Annotated in this window: 13 protein-coding genes; 10 read left to right on the top strand and 3 right to left on the bottom strand. The window is 69.7% G+C overall.

Annotation, left to right across the window (positions count from 1 at the left end; genetic code table 11):
- Positions 1 to 30 precede the first annotated feature (30 nt).
- The 7 genes from BLU09_RS31500 to BLU09_RS31470 all read left to right on the top strand — a co-directional run bounded on the left by BLU09_RS31500 (position 31) and on the right by BLU09_RS31470 (position 8,881).
- Complete coding sequence (locus BLU09_RS31500; protein WP_090494122.1) at positions 31 to 2,358, top strand: lantibiotic dehydratase; 2,328 nt, start codon at positions 31 to 33, stop codon at positions 2,356 to 2,358.
- Positions 2,355 to 3,911, top strand: coding sequence for a hypothetical protein (locus BLU09_RS31495; RefSeq protein ID WP_090494120.1), 1,557 nt, complete (start codon positions 2,355 to 2,357; stop codon positions 3,909 to 3,911). Before BLU09_RS31500 ends, BLU09_RS31495 begins: the two co-directional genes overlap by 4 nt.
- A complete protein-coding gene (locus BLU09_RS31490) occupies positions 3,908 to 6,205 on the top strand; it encodes a lantibiotic dehydratase (protein ID WP_090494118.1) in 2,298 nt (765 codons plus the stop codon). Before BLU09_RS31495 ends, BLU09_RS31490 begins: the two co-directional genes overlap by 4 nt.
- A 106-nt stretch (positions 6,206 to 6,311) precedes the next feature.
- Positions 6,312 to 6,773, top strand: coding sequence for a hypothetical protein (locus tag BLU09_RS31485; RefSeq protein ID WP_186817634.1), 462 nt, complete (start codon positions 6,312 to 6,314; stop codon positions 6,771 to 6,773).
- Positions 6,774 to 6,975: 202 nt separating this feature from the next.
- Positions 6,976 to 7,377 carry a hypothetical protein gene (locus tag BLU09_RS31480; protein ID WP_090494114.1) on the top strand — a complete coding sequence of 134 codons (402 nt, stop codon included), beginning with the start codon at positions 6,976 to 6,978 and terminating at the stop codon, positions 7,375 to 7,377.
- Between the two features lie 12 nt (positions 7,378 to 7,389).
- Positions 7,390 to 7,770, top strand: a complete 381-nt coding sequence (locus BLU09_RS31475; protein ID WP_090494112.1) for a hypothetical protein — start codon at positions 7,390 to 7,392, stop codon at positions 7,768 to 7,770.
- Positions 7,715 to 8,881 carry an NAD(P)/FAD-dependent oxidoreductase gene (locus tag BLU09_RS31470; RefSeq protein WP_341865193.1) on the top strand — a complete coding sequence of 389 codons (1,167 nt, stop codon included), beginning with the start codon at positions 7,715 to 7,717 and terminating at the stop codon, positions 8,879 to 8,881. Before BLU09_RS31475 ends, BLU09_RS31470 begins: the two co-directional genes overlap by 56 nt.
- A gap of 47 nt (positions 8,882 to 8,928) precedes the next feature.
- On the opposite strand, the gene BLU09_RS31465 is transcribed toward BLU09_RS31470, so the two are convergent.
- Positions 8,929 to 10,767, bottom strand: a complete 1,839-nt coding sequence (locus BLU09_RS31465; protein ID WP_244172188.1) for a hypothetical protein — start codon at positions 10,765 to 10,767, stop codon at positions 8,929 to 8,931.
- A 191-nt stretch (positions 10,768 to 10,958) separates the two neighbouring features.
- Entirely contained in the window at positions 10,959 to 11,267 is a 309-nt protein-coding gene (locus BLU09_RS31460; RefSeq protein ID WP_090494106.1) for a hypothetical protein, read from the bottom strand.
- Between the two features lie 210 nt (positions 11,268 to 11,477).
- Between BLU09_RS31460 and BLU09_RS31455 the strand changes: the two genes are divergently transcribed.
- The 3 genes from BLU09_RS31455 (at position 11,478) to BLU09_RS31445 (ending at position 16,787) form a co-directional block, all read left to right on the top strand.
- Entirely contained in the window at positions 11,478 to 12,029 is a 552-nt protein-coding gene (locus BLU09_RS31455) for an SLOG cluster 4 domain-containing protein (RefSeq protein ID WP_090494102.1), read from the top strand.
- 89 nt (positions 12,030 to 12,118) lie between these two features.
- Positions 12,119 to 12,514, top strand: a complete 396-nt coding sequence (locus BLU09_RS31450; RefSeq protein WP_090494100.1) for a hypothetical protein — start codon at positions 12,119 to 12,121, stop codon at positions 12,512 to 12,514.
- 10 nt (positions 12,515 to 12,524) lie between these two features.
- Positions 12,525 to 16,787, top strand: a complete 4,263-nt coding sequence (locus tag BLU09_RS31445; RefSeq protein WP_090494099.1) for an AAA family ATPase — start codon at positions 12,525 to 12,527, stop codon at positions 16,785 to 16,787.
- Here BLU09_RS31445 and BLU09_RS31440 read toward each other — a convergent pair.
- The gene (locus tag BLU09_RS31440; RefSeq protein ID WP_090494097.1) at positions 16,780 to 18,195 is read right to left on the bottom strand and encodes a B12-binding domain-containing radical SAM protein; all 1,416 of its coding nucleotides are present in this window, start codon (positions 18,193 to 18,195) and stop codon (positions 16,780 to 16,782) included. The genes BLU09_RS31445 and BLU09_RS31440 overlap by 8 nt on opposite strands.
- Positions 18,196 to 18,488 lie beyond the last annotated feature (293 nt).

Below are 18,488 nucleotides of genomic sequence, written 5' to 3'. Positions count from 1 at the left end.
GCGGCGTCCCGGACGAAGGGTGCGAAACGCATGAAGGGCTGGACCCTCTTCCCTCACCTCGTGGTTCGCACCACGGGTTTTCCCTTCGATTGGCTGGAGCGGCTGGGGTGCCCGGAGGCCGCACGGGCCGCGCGCCAGCTGGCCTCGGCGCGGCGGGAGCTGGAGGCGCTGAGAGCCCAGGGCCCTCGGGTGAAGCGGCCATCGCGCGCGGTGCTGTCGGCCCTGAAGGCCGGGCGCCCGGTGGACGTCGAGGGAATGGAGTCATCCGAGCCGTTCGCTGAATGGAACGACCGTGCCCGGGCCGCGCAGGAGGCGGAGGCCACCTTTCATGCGGCGATGAAGCAGGAGTCCCTGGCGGTGGAAGCCGCGCTGGGAGCCCTGCGGCGGGAGCCGCGCTTCCTGGAGGCGGTGGCCAGCTCCAGCCCCCCCGTGGCGAGAGACCTGCTGGAGGGGCGAGACGGCGCGCGGTTGCGGCGGCAGGTGGCCAGCTACCTGCAGCGCCTGTGCGCGAAGAACGAGACGATGGGCTTCTTCGGTCCCATCAACTACGGCCGCGCGGACGCGGCGGCGCCGACGGGGGTGACGCTGCGCTGGTCCGGGCCGGAGGTGCTCACGGGGCGGAACACCTTCGCGGCGTCGTGGCTGGTACAGGGGCTGGTTCGCGCCATCGCCTTTGACCCCGAGGTCGCCGCGTGGCTGGTGCTGCGCCGCAAGGCCTTCGCGGAGGTGCCTTCGCGCAAGACGCTGCCCGCGCCGGAGAGCGCGGAGGCGTTGCTGCCCCGGTTGGTGGAGGCAGTGGATGGAACGCGCACGCTCGCGGGGCTCGCCTCATCGCTGGGCGTGGCCCCGGGCCTGGCGCGCGAGGCGGCGCGGATGGGGTGCGAGAAGGGCCTGCTGACGCACCAGCTCGAGGTGCCCGCGGCCACGCACCACCCGGTGGACGACCTGGCCGAGCGCGTTGCGGGCCTGCCGTGTTCCGCGGCCCGGCGGCACGTGGAGGGCTTGAGCGCGCTGCTGGCGTTGATGGCCGGGTATGGCGCCGCGGATGCCGCGGGGAAGATGGCGCTCCAGGCCGCCTTCGCGAAGCGCGCGAATGAGCAGTGGGGCGTGGCGCCGCCATCCGCGCGAGGGCCCGCGTCGGAGTCGCACAACTTCTACCAGGACCGGTTGGCGCTCCGGGAGGAGTGCGGCGGTGACCTGCGGCTGGAGGCCGGAGGTGAGCGGGCGCGTGAGCTGGTGACGCGCCTGGAGCCCGCGCTGGCGTGGATGGGCGCGGCGGCGCGGCGGACCCGGGAGGCCGCTCGCACCTCCGTGGCGGAGCTGGTGGGGGCGCGCACGGTGCCGTTCTGGAAGGTGGCGGCCGCGTACTCGGACCGGCCGGTGCCGTTGGATGGCTCGGTGGCGGAGGTGCTGGCTGGCGCAGTGGGAGACGCGTCCGCGCGCTGCGCGGACCTGGGCTCGGTGACGCCGCCGTCGCTGGACGGAGACGCGAAGGCGCTTCCGCTCGTCACGTCCATCGACCTGCTCGTGGGGGCCCGGGACGTGGAGGCCTGGAGCCGAGGTGAGTACGAGCTGGTGATGGGCGACGTGCACGACACGGCGCTGGTGTGGGGCTGGGCGCTCCAGTTCCACGAGGCGCGCGGCCGGGTGGAGAGCGCCATGGTGCGGGCGCTCGGCGCCTTGAGCAGGCCGGTGCCCCTGGTGACGGTGTTGGCGTCGCGGCGCACGGGCCTGCTGCCGTCGGAGTTCCCGGGGCCCGTGGTGGAGCTGGGCGGTGTCAGTGCCCGCGCCTCCGCGTGGCGGCTGCCGCTGGATGACCTGTTCGTGGAGAGTGATGGAACGCGGGCGCGGCTGGTGTCGAAGCGGCTGGGCTCCGAGGTGTGTCTCTACAACGGTGAGCTGGACAGCCTGGTGCACACCGCCTTCTCCCTGCCGCGCATCCGCCCGCTGCGCGTGTCGCTGGGCGACCACACGCCTCGGTTGACCCTGGGCGGTGTGGTCGTGCAGCGCGAGCAGTGGCGGCTGTCGCAAGCGGAGCGGGAGGCGCTGCTCGCGGGCCGCGATGACTCGGCGAGGCTTCGCGCGGCGGTGAGCGTGTGGAGCGAGCGCGGGATGCCGGACTGCGTCTTCGCGAAGTTCAAGGACGAGCGAAAGCCGGTGCTGGTGGACGTGCGCAGCCCGCCGCTGCTCCGCGTCTTCCTCAACCTCCTGGAGCAGAAGGAGGAGGTCATCCTGTCGGAGATGCTGCCCTCGCCGGACCAGCTCTGGCTGCGAAGTGCCTCGGGCGGGCGCCATACCGTGGAGCTGCGTTGCACGCTGATGTGGGGCTCGGAGCCCGCTGCCGGAGCGCGGGAATGAGGCTGCTCGTCCTGCCACCTCACCGCGACGTGACGCTCGTCCCCGAGGCGCCGGAAGGGTGGCAGTGCGTCGACGTGGCGCGCGACTTCTGCCGGCGCGTCTTCGCCCACGACGCGGTGGAGGCCGCCGCCGCCGCACGCGAGCGAGCTCCTGCGACCGCGCAGACGATGCGAGAGCTGCTGCTGTTGCGTGCCGCCCAGTCGGTGCATGCGCGCGCGGACTCGAGCGTGAGCACCCGCCTGCGCGCGCTGGGGGCGGTGCTCTCCGCCATTTCGGGGCCGCCCAATGGGGTGCACCTCCGGCTGGACGATGTGGCGCTGGAAGGCGGCACGACCGAGCGGAGCGCGGACGTCTTGCGCTCCTTGGACCAGCTCGCGCCCTATCGGGAGGACCTGACCCTGGCCGCTGCTCGCTTCGCCGGTGCCGAGCGCGTGAGGTTCTGGCTCGAACGCGACCTGCAACTGCCTGCTGCGGCCTGGCTGGCGCGGGCCTGTCCGGAGCAGGTGCCGCTCGAAGTCGCGGGGCCGTTCGCCTGGGCGCACAGGGCCGTCCTGGCTCAACTGTCCGTGTTCCAGCGCGCCACCTTCGTGGACGCGGCCCCACTGCGCTGGCGCGTGTCGCCCGGACTGGATGAGGCGGTCTCCACGTCACTCGTCTGGCTTTCCGAGGCGCTGGACGTGAGGGCCACCACTCCGGACACGGTGCGCGCCCTCACGGGAGGCGCGGCGGGGTGGGCGGGGCATGTGTCGCTCGATTCGCTCCTGCATCCGGACGTGTTGGTGGAGAGCGGCTGCAAGGTGGCCGTCGTGGGGTTCTGCGCCGTGGACCGCGACGCCTGGCTCGACCCGTTGGGTGCGCGCGTCTCCCGACAGGCGCTGGCTCAGGGCACTCGCCGGCTTCGGGACGCGGGGGTCCACCTCGTGGCGGAGTGGTGGATTGGCGCGCCCGGCGTCGACGAAGCGGGCCTCGACGCGACGCTCGCTGTGCTGGACTCGGAACCGGTGTTCGACAAGCTCGCGGGCGTGCGTCCCTTCCACTGGCCTCGGACGCCTCCCGAAAGTGGCCGCCCGCTGCTGTGGCCGGACGTGAACGTCGGCGCGCCTCCCGACGACCGGGACCTCGCGAGGAGCCGGCCCTTCGAGCACGTCCGTTCCATTCCGAGTGCCAGTGTTCCGCAGGTGCTTGCTGGACTCGCGACGCGGCTGCTCGCGCGAGGGCCGCTGAGCCCGGGCCGGGTCGCCGCCGCGTGTCTTCCCGAGGGGGCTCGGCCCCGTGCAACGGACGTGAGCGCAGCGGCCATCCAGCTCGATGCGGACTGTGCATGGGTCCAGCTCCCGGCGGGGCTGGATGGTGCTCCGAAGCCGTCGTGGTTCGCGGCGAACCTCCGCACGGGCTCGGTGCTCGCGATGGACGCGCGGCTGGCGCCGAAGCTCGCCGGCCTCGTCCGGCCCATGGAAGTGGCCAGCGTGCTGGGGGCCGTTCCCCAGGCGCAGCGGGAGAAGCTTGTGGACACACTGGTGGCCAGGTCGGTGCTGACGAGGGTGAACGGATGAGCGAGCCCTGGACGTTGGGCGAGGTATTCGTGCTGCGGCACGCGGGCTTTCCCTTCGATTGGCTGGAGTCGCTGGGGATGTCCCAGGCGGTGCTGGACGACGTCGCCCGCTTGCTCGAGGCGGAGGACGCGCTCGTGGACGCCGTGCGCGCGGAGAAGGGCGCGTCCGGCGCGCAAGCCCTCCTCGATGCGTTGTCCCAGGGGCGTGAGCCCCGAATCGACGCACGGCTGGGGCCGTCGTGTCAGCACGCATGGGCTCGCTACCAGGCGCGTCGCGAGTCCGTTCAGGCGGGTTACACCGCGGAACGAAAGACACTGCGACGGCAACTGCGAGAGCGAGCGGCGGAGCCCGCCATCCAGGAGGCCGTGTTCCTCTCCAGTCCGGCGATGTTCGACAACGTCTGGGTGCGCTACCTGCGCGGTGGGGAGCGGCCGGACACGTCCGATGCGCGCCGGGTGGAGCGGCAGGTCTACACATACCTCCAGCGCTTCTGCGCGAAGAACGAGACCACCAGCTTCTTCGGCCCCATTTCCTACGGCGAGCGCACCGCCGATGAGGGCTACGACGTGCGCACGGTGCCCAGCGGAAACACGCGCCGCCGCACGTTCTTCTCCTTCTGGGCGGTGACGGAGCTGGCTCGCGCGGTGGGGCGGGAGCGCACGCTGCGCCCGCACCTGCCGCTGCGCCTCAATCCGCTCTTCACGGTGACCCCAGGCCGCGCATTCTGCGAGCCGCTGAAGCTGGACGTCGCCTTGTCACCCGAGGCGGAGCGTCTGCTCTCCGTGCTGCGCGAGCATCCCACACCCGCCGAGGCGGCCAGGGTGCTCGGCTTTCCCGTCGTGGACGTCGAGCGCCAGGCGCTGCCGCTCGTGAAGACCGCGTTGTTGCTCTGGGGCCTGCCGTTCCGGCCGAACGACTTCAGCACTTTCGAGAGCGTGCGGGACGCGGTGGCGGCGCTCCCCGACCTGGAGGCGCGCACACGCTGGCTGGAGCGTTTTGAAACCCTGGCGCGGCTCAAGGCGGACTTCGAAAGTGGAGCCCTGGCCCAGCGGCGCGAGCTGCTGCCGCGCCTGGAGGCCGCCTTCACGGAGGTCACGGGCAAGCCCGCGCGCCGAGGTGACGGTCAGGTCTACGCGGACCGGCTCATCCTCTACGAGGAGGCGAGCTCGCCTTTCCGGCTGCGCTTCGGCGCGACCTTCACCGCGGAGCTGGAGGCGGCGCTGAGCGGCGCGCTGGAGCTGTCAGCCGCCTATGGCGAGAAGGTGCAACAGGGCTTCCGGGAGCAGGTCCGTGACGCACTGGGCCCGGATGCGGGCCCCATGGACCTGCTGGACTACGCCGTGCGGCTGCGGCCCGATGGCGTCACGGGCAGCCGCTTCTCGCCCGTGCCGCCGGTGATGCTGGAGGCCGAGGAGGGCCGCGCGCGGACGCTGCCCGTGGACTTCCTGGGCACGTCCACGCCGGGCGGGCGTTACGCCTTGCCGGACGTGTGCCTCGCCGCGAAGCCGGACGGAAGCGGCTTCGAGGTGATGCTGGCGCGGGTCCACCACCACCTGCTGCTGTGGAGCTGGCTGAGCGCGTTCCAGCCCGAGCGGGAGCGGTACGCCTCGGTGGCTTCGCGTTGGCTGGAACAGGACGCCGCGGCGCGGGGGCTCGTGGGGCTGGCCATCCGCAGGCGCAACAAGGGCTTCTACGTCTATCCGGGACGGCGGTTGGTGTACTCGGTGTCGGACGTGCTGGATGTGGACGAGGGGGCCCTGACGCCGGGGGACGTGAAGGTCCTTCCCACGCGTGAAGGCCCGGTGTTGGTGGACGGGAAGGGGGAGCGGCTGAGCCTGTACCTGCCGCTCGATGATTTCTCGTCCTATCCACCGTTCGCGGCGCTGGCGCATTCCCAGGTGCTGCACGCACCGCTGCGGACGCAGGGAAGCCACCTGCCTCGGTTGAGCGTGGGCGGCGCGGTGTACCAGCGCGAGCGCTGGAACCTGGCGGCGGAGCGGCTGGCAAGGCCCGCGGGCTTCGAGCTCTTCCTCGCCGTGCAGCGGGAGCGGCGCGCGGGTGGGTGGCCTCGCTTCGTGTTCATGCGCAGCTCGAAGGAGCGCAAGCCGTACCTCATCGACACCGCGAGCCCCTTCGCCGTGGACCTGCTGTCACACCTGGCTCGGGACGCGGAGCGCCTGTCCGTGGAGGAGATGTACCCGGCACCGGAGCAACTCTGGCTGAAGGACGAGCGGGGCCGCTACACCTGTGAGCTGCGGATGCAGTTCACCCGCTGGAGCGAAGGACCGGCCTGACGCCCTTTGACAACCGGGGCGCATCGGCTACCAGAATGGTCCCTTCCCCAGCCTGGAGGTGCTTCCCGCCTTGCCAGGATTTCGGGTCCTTTTGAGGAGACAGTCAATGTCCGGTGAAAACGTCGTCGCTCCCCCCGTCAAGAAGCTGAAGCGGCCGGTGGAGGAGGTTCGCGCGGAGCTGCTGGCCGACGCGGACGTGAAGGAGCAGGCCCGTCTGCTCAAGGTGCCCGTCGAGGAGTACGTCGAGAAAATCATCGACTATGCCCTCAACCCGGAGAAGCCGCCCCAGATCGAGATCGTCCCCGACGAGGAGCTGAAGGCCAAGGACCCCAACGTCCCCACCATCGAGGAGCTTCAGGGGCACCTGCAGGACATCGTCGACGGCCGCGTCGTCATCAGCCGGGCGCATCAGCGGGACGGCTTCAGCGACCAGGACGAGGACGCTCGCTACAAGTCGGCGCTCGCGTCAGACGCGGCGCAGACGGGCGCCCCCGAGAGCCGCAAGGGGACGTCCGCCAGCGATCTGCACGCCGCGGAGGGCAAGACGCCTTCCACCGACAAGAATTGATCGGCGGCGGACCTGGCCCGGGGAGCATTTCCCGGAATCCCCGGTGCCTTGTCCCTGCGCTAAGTCCTTGAATTCAAATGGGCTTTGGGGGGCGTCCGGTTTTTTCGGGTAACAGGGAAACAAATCTGCCCGTCTGCCGACAATTCTCACATCGGACGCACTTGATGGCTGCACCGCAGCCATCCTCTCAAGGGGAACTACCATGGGCGGTCTCAAGGGAATCGTTGGCAAGGTGCTGAACGTCGTCAAGCCGTTCGTCTCCGCGGTCAACCCGCTGCTGGGCGCGGCGATGGGCTTCGCCAGCGGCCTCATCCAGGGCAAGAACCCGCTCCAGGCGCTCATGGGCGCGGCGACGGACCTGATTCCGGGTGGCGGCGCCTTGAAGAACACAGTGGGCAAGTTCGCCAGCAAGTTCCTCATGGACGGCGCGGGCGGCAACAGCCTGCTGAGCAGCGCGCTGAATCTGGCCACGGGCAAGAGCAAGGTCACCGACGTGGTGGGCGACCTGCTGAAGAACACGGCGAAGACGGGCCTGAGCCAGCTGGGCATGAAGAACGCGGCCGAGCTGTCCGCGCAGCGCATGTCGCAGTTCCTGGTTTCGTAATAGCATCGCCGGATGACGCCCATCCTCTACGTTCCAGAGCTGCACTTCGCTCAAGTGCAGGAGTGGCTGCAGTTCTGGAACGATGCCGTCACGCCAGAGACGCTTCCTCAGACGGGCTTCATCATTCCTGGCAAGGCGGCGGGGTTTCTCTACCGGACCGACAGCTCGCTGGCCATGATTGAAACCCTGGTGGCCGCGCCGGGGCTGTCCAAGGAAGAGCGAAGCGCCGCGGTCGACCTCGTGGTGGGCGCCATCTGTGAGGAGTCCACGAGGCTCGGGTTTCAAGTGCTGGTGGGTTACACCCAGTTGGATGCGGTGGTGAAGCGCGCCGAGCGGCATGGCTTCATCTACGTGGATGGTGGCTTTCACGTCATCGCCAAGCGTCTCAGGTGAAATGAAGCCTGGGGCCGACATCTTGATTCTCGGAGCCGGTGTCGTGGGCCTTTCGGCCGCGCGCCGGCTTTCTGCTTTGGGCGCGAGCGTCACGGTGCTGGACGCCGTGGAGCCGGGAGGCCGGGGCTCGCGCGCCGCCGCCGGAGTCGCCATTCCGTCCGTGCGGTTGTTCGATGACCCGGTGATGTTGGCGTTCGCCCGGGCGGGCCGCGGCACGCTGGCGGAGGACCTGGCCTCGCTTCCGGGAGGCGATCTGCTTCGCCGAGGCAACGGCATCCTCCGCGTCGTCGTGGACGCGAAGGCGCGCGATGCCCTGGCGGCGAAAGCGGTGGCGGACGTGGAGGGACTGGGCACCTGGCGGGACGCCGCGAGCCTGGTGTCGCTCGAGCCCGCGCTGGAAGGCACGCCGCTGTTCGGTGCCTTCGAGACGGACCAGGGCCACCTCGTGGACACGGATGGCTACGTCGACGCGCTCCTGAAGGCCGCTGCCCACGTGGGCGTGCGGTTGCGGCTGGGCGTGGCCGCGCGCTCCGTTTCCGAATCCTCCACGGGGGTCGAGGTCCAGACGGAAGGGGAGACGTTCCGGGCGGACCGGTTGCTCGTGTGCGCGGGGCCCTGGTCGGCAGGTGTGGAGGGGTTGCCTTCGTTGCCGTTGAAGCCCATGCGTGGGCAGATGCTGGTGGTGCACCAGCCGGGATTGCACCTGACGCGCGTCGTCTCGGGGCCCTCGTACCTGGCGCCGTGGCGCTCGGGCGAAATCGTCGTGGGGGCCACGGAGGAGGACGCGGGCTTCGTGGAGCAGGTGACGCCCGCGGGCCTGCTGCACCTCAGTGCCACCGTCGCGAAGCTGGCGCCGCGCCTGCGTGACGCCCGGTTCGTCCGCGCCTGGGCGGGGCTCCGGGCCGCGACGCCGGATGGCCACCCGTACATCGGCCGTCATCCCGGCACCCGGCGCACCTACGTCGCCACGGGGCTGAGTGGCCAGGGCATCCTGACCGGTGCGTATACCGGTGCCTTGCTCGCGGAGCTCGTGGCGCACGGCCATTGCGCCGCCGCCGAGCCGTTCTCGCCCGCGCGTATCACCGACGGTTCTCCGCTCGCAACGCGCTGAGCAGGTGCTCGGCGCTCACGGATGTGCTGATGCGTCCCAGCGGGGCGTCAGTACAGGTTCACCGGGTCGAACGGGCGGTTGAGCTTCGTCCGGGCGCGAGGCAGCACTGCGTGTACCGCCTTCGCATCTCCCTGTGCGAGCGCGGCCTTCAGCGCCTCCGTCTGCTTCGGCCACGTCGTGCTCGCCTCCGCGCACCGCACCGCCTCCGGCCAGTCCGTGCGTCCAGCCGCCACGGCTTGTCCAGCCAGGCTCTCCGCCGTCTTCAGCGGGTCCCCAATGGCGCGCGCATGCTCCTCCGCGCGAACGAACCAGTCCACGGCGACAGCGGGCTGCTGCTCGTCCAGGAACAGGCGTCCCAGCTCCGCGGCAATCACCTGCCGGTGGAACGAGTCACCCAGCGCATCGGCGTTGGCGAACGCCTCGGTGAAGTGGGCCACCGCCGCGTCACGCTCGCCAGCGGCCAGCTCCAGCCCCGCCAGCCGGTAGCGGTGGTGCTTGGCGAAGTTCACGCCCCAGCTCTCGCTGATCTTCTCGAACCGGCGCCACGTGGAGATGGCATCACCGAACTGCCGCGCCGTCTCCTGCAGATAGCTGGCGTTGGAGATGAGGTTGATTTTCAGGTGCGTGGCGCTCGCGTCGTGCAGGTCCCCCACGCAGCGCATGGCCTGCTTCTCCTCCACCAGCGCCATGTCCAGCTTGCGCTCCAGGAACCACGTCAGCGCGCAGACGTTGCGCAGCCAGCCCTCCTGGAGCGCCCGGTCCGGGGACGTGCTGCGCTCCAGCGCGGCCAGTCCCGCGGCCACCTCCGTCCTCGCGTTGGGAAGCTGCCCGAAGCGCTTCGTCAGGGTGAGCGCGCGGAACATGTGCAGCCGCGCCACCAACTCGGGAGGAATCCGGCATGCCAGCCCTCGCCCAAATGCCTCCATCGCCGCGTCGTGCGCGCCGGTGTAGACATGGACCACGCCCATGCTGCGCGCGAACAGGGCCTTCAGCTCCTCGACGTCACCCAGGCTGGCGCGGTCAATCTCGATGGCGGGCGTGGCGAAGCCCGTGTCCAGCGTCTCCCAGGCCTGGACCACGCGAGACGCCAACGCCGCGTCCGTGTTCGCCGCCAGCACCGCCAGCCCCTGCTCGGCGGCCAGCATGGCGCCTTCGTAGTTGGTGGTGAAGAAGCAGCTCCGGATGGCGAGGATGGCGGCGGCCACCCGGGTTTCGGGCGACTGGGCCGCGTCCACCGCGACCTGGAGATAGCGCCCCTCCAGGTCCACCGGCGCTTCCTGCGCGCGCGATGACACCGGACCGGGCGTCGGCACGCGGGGCGCACGCATCCGGTCGCACAGCGCATCCAGGTAGGCCCGCCGCCGGGACTCGAAGGACTCCGCGCCATGGGGCCGGCGCACGTTCCACCCGGTGAACAACAGGGTGCCATCCAGCCCTTCCAAGCGGCTCCACTCGGCCGCCCGCATCACCGCGCGCAGGCTCACCAGGTCACATTCACCCGCGCCGTGGAGCACCAGGGGCCGGCCGCTGACGCGCAGCGTCTCCACGATGGCCTTCGCGGCCACGTTGAGGACCCAGAACATCTGCTCCGATTCGCGGTGGAGGCGGCGCTCGGAGGGCGTCAGCGCCAGGTCACCGAGGTCCGGCACGCCGTCAATGGCGCCGGGAAACAGCCGGTTCCATTCGGAGGGATGGGCGCGGGAGAGGGTGTGGACGACCTGGGGCGCGGCGGCTTCACACGCGCGAAGGACCTTTCTCAGCCCACCGAACGCGACAGGCAGGGCCACCCCCACGTCTACTTCGATGGCGTGCGAGGGCAGCGCGGCGGGCAGCGACGACTCCACGGTGACAGCCAGCTCGCGGGGACGCGCGAAGGGGGGACTCACGGGAGGCTCCTCGGAGGGGCGCAAGGTGGGGGTGAGACACAAAATCTGTCTCACACGCATCCTCACACCCTCTCAGGAACTGAGCAATCTGGCCTGCCCGGAAAATACCAGGTGAAACGTCACTTTCCGGGCATGGCCGGATGTGTCGAGCCCAGCGCCTGGAGATCCGTTCCCAGCGGACGACGGGAACGTCAGTCATGCGTGCCGATGTGCTGATCGCCGTGGTGAGTGCAAACCCAGTGGAAGGCGCAGGAGCAGGCCACGGCGCGGGCGCGGGTGCAGCACCGGCCGCCGAAGTGCTCGGGAAGGGCCGTGGCCTCGTCGTCCTCGGGAGGCTCTGGCAGGCACCGGGGCGCCGAGCGGCCGGACTCGGCGGGCTCGTGGTCGCAGCAGCCGCGCTCCATGCAGCGGGGGCACAGGGACAGCTCGCAGTGGGCGCACCAGTCGAACACTTCACCGGCGCTTCCGCGGCGCTCACATCCTCCACAACTGTCGAACATGGACGACCTCCAGTCGCATGCCGAGGAAGGTAGAGAGGGGGTCTGACAGGTGAAGCGTCCAATCCGTCACGCTCCACGTGTGAAGGCTTCCATCGGTGAACGCCCGGCGGGGGGAATGTGGGGCAATGAACCGTCGTGAGAGGAAGACGGCGCGCGGTTGGAACAAGCTGGAGGAAGGGCCCGTCATTACCGGGGGAAGGAGCAGAGCCCATGCGCAGGCCACGGCGGATCATCGGTGTCTTCGGTTCTGGCAAGGAGGACCACGCGGAGCGGGTCATCCCGCTGGTCCGGTGGATCGCCGAGGCGGGCTTCGACCTGCTCACGGGCGCTGGCAGCGGGGTGATGCGGACTGCGGCGGATGCCTTCGTCCAGGTGGAGTACCGGCACGGCATCTCCATTGGCATCGTCCCAGGCACGGTGGAGGGCGGCGAATACCGGCCCCGTTCGGGCTACCCCAATCCCAACGTGGAGCTGCCCATCTACACGCATCTGCCGCTCAGCGGAGAGCAGGGGACGGATCCGCTCAGCCGCAATCACATCAACGTGCTCACGCCGCACGCCCTGGTGTCGCTGCCCGGGGGCGCGGGGACGGTGGCCGAGGCGGTCCTGGCCCTGCGTTATGGCAAGCCGGTCATCCTCTACGGGCCGCCGGAGTCCTTCCGGCGCTTCCCAGCGGAGCTGGAGCGGACGGACTCCCTGGAGCGGGTGGCCGAGTTCCTCCGGGCCGCGGTGCGTGATCCGCTCCGCCTGGCCGTGCCGTAGCCGCTGGAAAACGTCTAGGATGATGCACTCGGGGGAACGGGCGGTGGCCACCCAGGCAGGGCGGGCCGCGTCGTCTCGAGTGCGCCATCATGATCAGTCCCGACCATCCGCTCGCCAGCTGGTTCCTCGTCATCGCCGGGACGCTCTTCCTGGTCGTCTTCGCGATTCCCCTGCTGCTGATGCCCCTGACGTGGGCGCGCTGGTTCGGGTGGCGGCTGCCGGAGGGGAACAATCACCTCACGGTGTACTTCGGGCGCTGCCTTGGCGCGGTGGCGCTGGCCATCATCCTCACGGCGGCCCGTTTCGTGTCTCGGCCAGGCCCCGCCATCTTCGACCTCATCGGCTGGGTGTGTGCGGGAATGGTGGTCGTCCACACGTGGGGCGCGCTGAAGAAGGCGCAGCCGGTGTCGGAGACGGTGGAGATTGGCTTCTATGCGGTGGTAGGCGTGCTGGCCATGTGGATCCGCTTCAACGCCCTGGGCTGAGCGCACGGCCATGTCTCCGGTGGACATCGACCCCATCCTCGCGACGTTGGCGCCCTACATCCCCGGCGCCGTGCTCCGGCGTCTGGAGCGCACGGAGGCGCACGCGCTGCCGCTCGTGGAGCCGGTGCGAGGCGCCATCCTGCTCCTGGACATCGCGGGCTTCACGCCCATCGTCGTCAGCCTGAGCGGGGCCGGGCCCCGGGGCATCGATGCGCTCCAGCGGCTCCTGACGAGCTACTACACGGAGATGATCGACGTCGTGAAGGACCACGGCGGTGACATCTACCAGTTCGCCGGTGACTCCATCCTGGCCTGCTTCGAGGTGGAGCCGGACGTGGACGCCAGCGGCGCGGTGCAGCGCGCGGCCCGGTGTGCGTTGGACGTCCAGCAGCGGCTGTCCCGCTTCGCGCAACTGGAGCTGCTGGGCCAGCGCTTCAGCGTGTCGTCGCGCATCGGCATCGGGTTCGGCGAAGCCCACCGGGTGGTGTTGGGCGCCACGGGCATGTGGATGCACCCCGCGCTCATCGGCCAGCCGCTGGCGCAGGCGGTGGCGGCGGAGAAGCGGGCCACGGTGGGGGAGGTGCTGCTCAGCCCGGAGGCGTGGGCCCTGCTGCCGGAGCCGGCCCGTCAAGGCGAGGCCCGCGGCAACGCGTACCGCCTGGCGCCCACCGTGCCGTTGCGCGTGCCTCCAGCGCCCGGCTTCGTGTTGCCCTCGGGGCCGGAGATGGTGGCCCGGTGCTCGCTGCTGCTGCACCCGGTGCTCTTCACGAAAATCACGACGGCGCACCAGGAGTTCAGCGGCGACTTCCGTGACGTCACCTGCTTCTTCCTCCGCTTCGACAGCCAGCGTGCGTCCGCGCGGCCGGAGGACTTCACCCGCGACCTGAACGCCTTCTACGAATACGTCCAGCGGGAGAGCGCGCACCACGGCGGCGTGTTGCTGATGACGGACTTCACCGACAAGGGGAACGTCCTCTACGTCATCTTCGGCGCGCCCACGGCCTTGCAGAGCAAGGAGGTGCTGGCCTGCCGGCTCGCGTGCAAGCTGATGCGGGAGCGGGAGTCCTTCCCCTTCGTCTCGTCGCTGCAGATTGGCATCGCCACCGGTCCGGCCTACTTCGGCGACATGGGCTCTCCCTGGCGCAAGGGGTACTCCGCGCTCGGCGAAGTCGTGAACATGGCCGCCCGCCTGATGACGCACGGGCAGGGCAGCGGCATCCACATCGACGCGCAGACGGAGCGCAAGCTGCACCAGGGCGGCTTCGACACCGAGTTCGTGGAGGACGCGCGGCTCAAGGGCGTGTCACGCGCGGTGCCTGTCTACCGGCTGTCGGCGGAGGTGCGCCGCAGCCTGTTCCTCAAGGGCAAGGGCGACATCGTCGGCCGGCAGCGCGAGGTGGAGTCGCTGCGCCAGGCCGTGGACGAATCGCTGGAGGGCCACGGCCGCATCTGCGTGGTGTCGGGCGAAGCGGGCATCGGCAAGTCGCGGCTGGGCGCGAAGGTGGTGGAGGTGGCGGAGACGCGGGGGGCCCACAGCCTCTACGGCATCTGCTACTCGTACGAGATGTTCACGCCCTTCTTCCCGTGGAAGGAGGTGCTCGTCCAACTCTTCGGACTGCACGAAGGCGACGACGTGGAGACGCAGCTGGCCCAGCTGCGCCAGGGCTTCGCGGGCCTGGAGGACACGGGGCCGGAATGGATACCCGTGCTCGCGGGCATCCTGGGCTTGCCCGTGGAGGAGTCACCGCTCACGCGCGGCCTGGATGCCCGGCGGAAGAACCAGAAGCTCTTCCAAATCATCCTCCAGCTCCTGGAGAAGGTGTCGCGCCAGACGCCGGTGCTGCTCTTCTTCGAGGACCTGCACTGGGCCGACAACATCTCCGTCGACCTCATCGAGTACGTCGCCGCGCGGTTGTCCCCGCTGCGGGTGACGCTGCTGGTGACGATGCGGCCGGGCGACCACCTCAAGAGCCTCAAGGGGCTGCCCGGGCTGCGATGGTTGGACTTGTCCAGCCTGGATGACGAGGACACGCGGGCGCTGCTGCGGCTGCACCTGCGCATGGAGACGCCGGACACGGCGCTGGAGGACCTGCTGCTGGCCAAGGTGCAGGGCAACCCGTTCTTCACCGAGTCCATCGTCCAGGGCATGGTGGAGAAGGGCTACCTGGGACCGGTGGCGCCGGGGGCGGAGCGGTTGGAGCTCAAGCGCAGCCTGCAGGGGCTGGAGCTGCCGGACTCCATCCAGGACGTGGTGCTGGCGCGCATCGACCTGCTCACGGAGACGGAGAAGCTGGTGGTGCGCGTGGCCTCCGTGGTGGGGCGCATCTTCACGCTGGAGGCGGTGGCCGCGCTGGCGCCCGGCTCGGTGTCCCCGGAGCGGATTCGCGAGGCCATCGACACGCTGACGCGGCTGGGGCTCATCCTCCTGGAACTGGAGGAGCCCTTCACCTGCATCTTCAAGCACATCGTCATCCGCGACGTGGCGTACACCACGCTGCTGGTGTCCGCGCGCGAGGACCTGCACCGGCGCATGGCGCGCTTCATCGAGGCCCGCGCCGGGGAGAACCCCGTCAAGTCGGCGGGCATCCTGGCCTACCATTCGCTGGCTGGAAACGACGAGGTGAAGGGCCTGGAGTACACGTTGATGGCGGCGCGCAGCGCGCGCGAGCAGTACGCCAACGACGACGCCGTCCACCACTACAACCGGGCCATGGAGATTCTGGGTGGCACCGTGGCGTTGGACCCGGAGGAGGTCCTCCGCAAGACGCACGTCGTGATGAAGGAGCTGGCGGAGACCCTGCTCAACGCGGGCAACTACGCGGGCGCCATCCTCATGTTCGAGCAGTGTCTGGCGGACGAGGAGCAGGTGCCGCGCCGCGCGGAGATTCACCTGGGCCTGGGCCGGGCCCACCAGGAGAAGGGCGAGTCGAAGCGCGCCATCCAGGAGCTGGAGACGGCGCTGGAGCTCATGGGGCGCACGATGCCGCGGAGCATGGCGGCGCTGGTGCTGCGCTCGGTGCTGGCCATGGGGCTGCACCTGCTCTACGGCCTGTTTCCCTGGCTGGTGCGGCCACTGGGCGCGCGGCTGCCGCTGTACCTGAAGCAGCTGTCCACGCTCATCTCGCTCATCAAGATCTACTACTTCGCGGACATCGGGAAGCTCACCTGGGCCACGCTGGTGGCCACGACGATGGCGGAGCGCTCGCGCAGTGAGTACGGCCTGAGCCTGGCGACCAGCTACTACGGCTCGCTGCTGTTCGGCTCGGGGCTGGTGGGGCGTTCGGGGCACTGGTGTCAGCGCGCGCTGGAGCATGCGCGGCGCTCACGGGATACGGCGGCGGAGGGCGTGGCGTTGAGCCGGCTGGCCACGCAGTCCATCTTCACCAACGAGCAGGCCCGCGCCACCGAGTACGGCGAGCAGGCGGTGTCGCTGCTGCGGCAGGTGGGGGACATGTGGGAGGTGCAGACGGGCCTGATGATGCTGGCCACCAGCCAGTTCCTGGCCTCGCGCTTCCAGGATGCGGAGCGTGCGTACCTCGAAATGGGGCGCGTGGGTGTGGAGCTCAACGCGCTGATGCACCAGGGCTGGTCCCACGCGTGGGTCCCCATGTGCCGCTACCTGCGGGGCGATGGAGATGTGGGGGAGCTGTGCGCGGAGCTGGAGGAAGGTCTGCGCATCAGCATCGACGTCCAGGACCTGGCCAACCAGTGCGCCAGCCTCAATCACCTGGTCAACGTGGCGGTGCGCGAGCACCAGGTGGAGGAAGCCGCGCTGATGGCGGTGCGCGCCGACGAGGCGCTGTGGCGCTACCACGTGCTGGTGCCCTTCCTCCAGATTGGGCTCGTGGACGCGGCGGAGGGCGCGCTCTTCGCGCTGGAGCAGGGCGCTGTCTCCGTGCCGCGCGAGCAACTGTGGGCCCTCTACCGCCGCTGCGCGCTCAAGGCGCGGGCGTTGGGGGCGCTCTACCCCTATCTGCGCGGCCCGGCCTTGCGGGTGATGGCGCGTGCGAAGGCGCTCAAGCGGGGCGCGAAGGCCGCGGAGCCGCTGTTCGACCGCGCGCTCGAGGTGCTGGAGGCCACGCCCAACCGCTGGGAGACGGGCGTGGCCTACCTGGACGCGGCGGCGGCGTTGCCTCACCGGCGCACGGCGTTGCTCGCCCGCGCGCGTGGCATCTTCACCGCCATTGACGCGCAGGCGGAGCTGCGGCGGGTGGAGCGGCTGGAGTCCAGTCCTCGGGATACGGCGCCGGTGCTGGCGGCGGCGCTCACGTGAGCCGCTGCGGCTGAAGGCCCAGCTGGGCCATCTGCTGCGTGTCCCAGTACTCCAGGGCGTCTTGCCCGGCGACGTAGCGCCGTGCCGTGTTCTTCACCGGGTTTCGGATGCTCACGATTTCGGGCCCGGAGAAGAGGATGGTCTGCTTGTACCGGGGCATGTCGCTCATCGTGAGCTTGGACCAGTAGTGCCGGGCGATGTTGGGCAGGCTGCCGAGTTGCGCGCAGAGCCGGTGGAAGTGCTCCACCACCTCGGATGGGTCCAGGTTCTTGGGACGGTGGCAGAGCGTGTAGCCGTCGTAGTCGCGGCTCACGGTGCCTGGCAGCAGGCGGTTCTCCGCCTGGAGCTCGCGGAAGAAGGGCGTCTCCGGATAGGGGCAGACGATGCCCAGGAACGTGACGGAGAAGTACTGGAGGTCGGAGAGGTACTCGGGGAGCTTCTCCAGGTACGCGTTGGTGTCTCCGTCCGAGCCCACGATGAGGCCGAAGGACAACAGGATGCCGGCGGAGAAGACGCGGCGGATGACCGCGTCCACTTCGCTCAGCTTGTTCTGGCCCTTGTTCATGGCCTTGATGGAGTCGGGGTTGAGGGACTCCAGGCCGGTGTAGACGTAACGGCAGCCCGCCTTGGCCATCAGCTTCACCAGCGACTCGTCCTTGAGGACGTTGAAGGTGAGGGCGCAGCCCCACGTCTTCTTGAGCGGGATGAGGGCTTCGCACAGCTCGCGCAGGTATTTCGGTGAGCCACCGAGGTTGTTGTCGAGGAACACGAAGGCGTCATCCATCAGCCCCATGAAGTTGGGGTTCCAGTGCATGTGCTGCTGGATTTCGTCGATGACGTGGGCGACAGGGCGATAGCGGTAGCGCTCGTTGCCGGTGAGGACGCAGAAGTTGCAGGAGAAAGGGCAGCCGCGTGAGGCCTCGATGCCGGGCAGGCGCAGCTTGTTGTGGGTGAAGTCGATGAGGTCGTAACGGTAGGGCCGGATGGCGGCGGGGCCCAGCGGCGGGCGCTGGTAGCGCGGCTGGAGCTGGCCCTTCTCGAAGTCCTCGATGAGCGCGGGAACGTTGGCCTCGGGCTCGCCGGTGATGACGGCGTCGAAGTACTGCTGGGCGTCGTCCGGGAAGTAGCTGGCGTGGCGGCCGCCGGCGACCGTCGTCATGCCTCGCTGGCGGAAGAGGGTGGAGAGCACCTTGGTGTGCTCGTAGAAGGAGTGCAGATAGGAAAAGAAGACGAGGTCCCAGTGGCGGTCCATCGGGATGTCGCGCTCCTTCTCGTTGAAGATCTCCACCTCCGCGTGCGGGGGGCACAGGCCGGCGATGAGCTCCGGCACGGAGGACTGCATGATGGAGGGCTCTTTGAGGCGCAGCCGGGTGGGGTGCGTGTACGTGGCGATGACGGCAATCCGCATGCGATGACGTGGCTCCAAGACGAGGCGGCGTGGCCACGGTGCGGCAAGGAGCGCTTGTCACATGGTTCGGCTCCCCCCGGCCTGGCCGTGAAAGCAGAATCCCCCCGTTTCAAGCTTCACGCAAAATGACAGCGGCTCGATGTCGGGGGACCGGCGACGCGGGCGATGCAGGAGCGCCCACGCCACACCCCGCAACACGCGCTCAAGCGGAAGGATGAGACGGAACCATCACAAGTTCCAGACTGTCGTGTTTCGCGCGCGATTCATCATGCATCCGGCTTCGTCACACCGTG

The sequence above is a fragment of the Myxococcus virescens genome, assembly GCF_900101905.1.
GTDB lineage: Bacteria > Myxococcota > Myxococcia > Myxococcales > Myxococcaceae > Myxococcus > Myxococcus virescens.
This window is presented reverse-complemented; position numbering and strand designations above follow the sequence as displayed.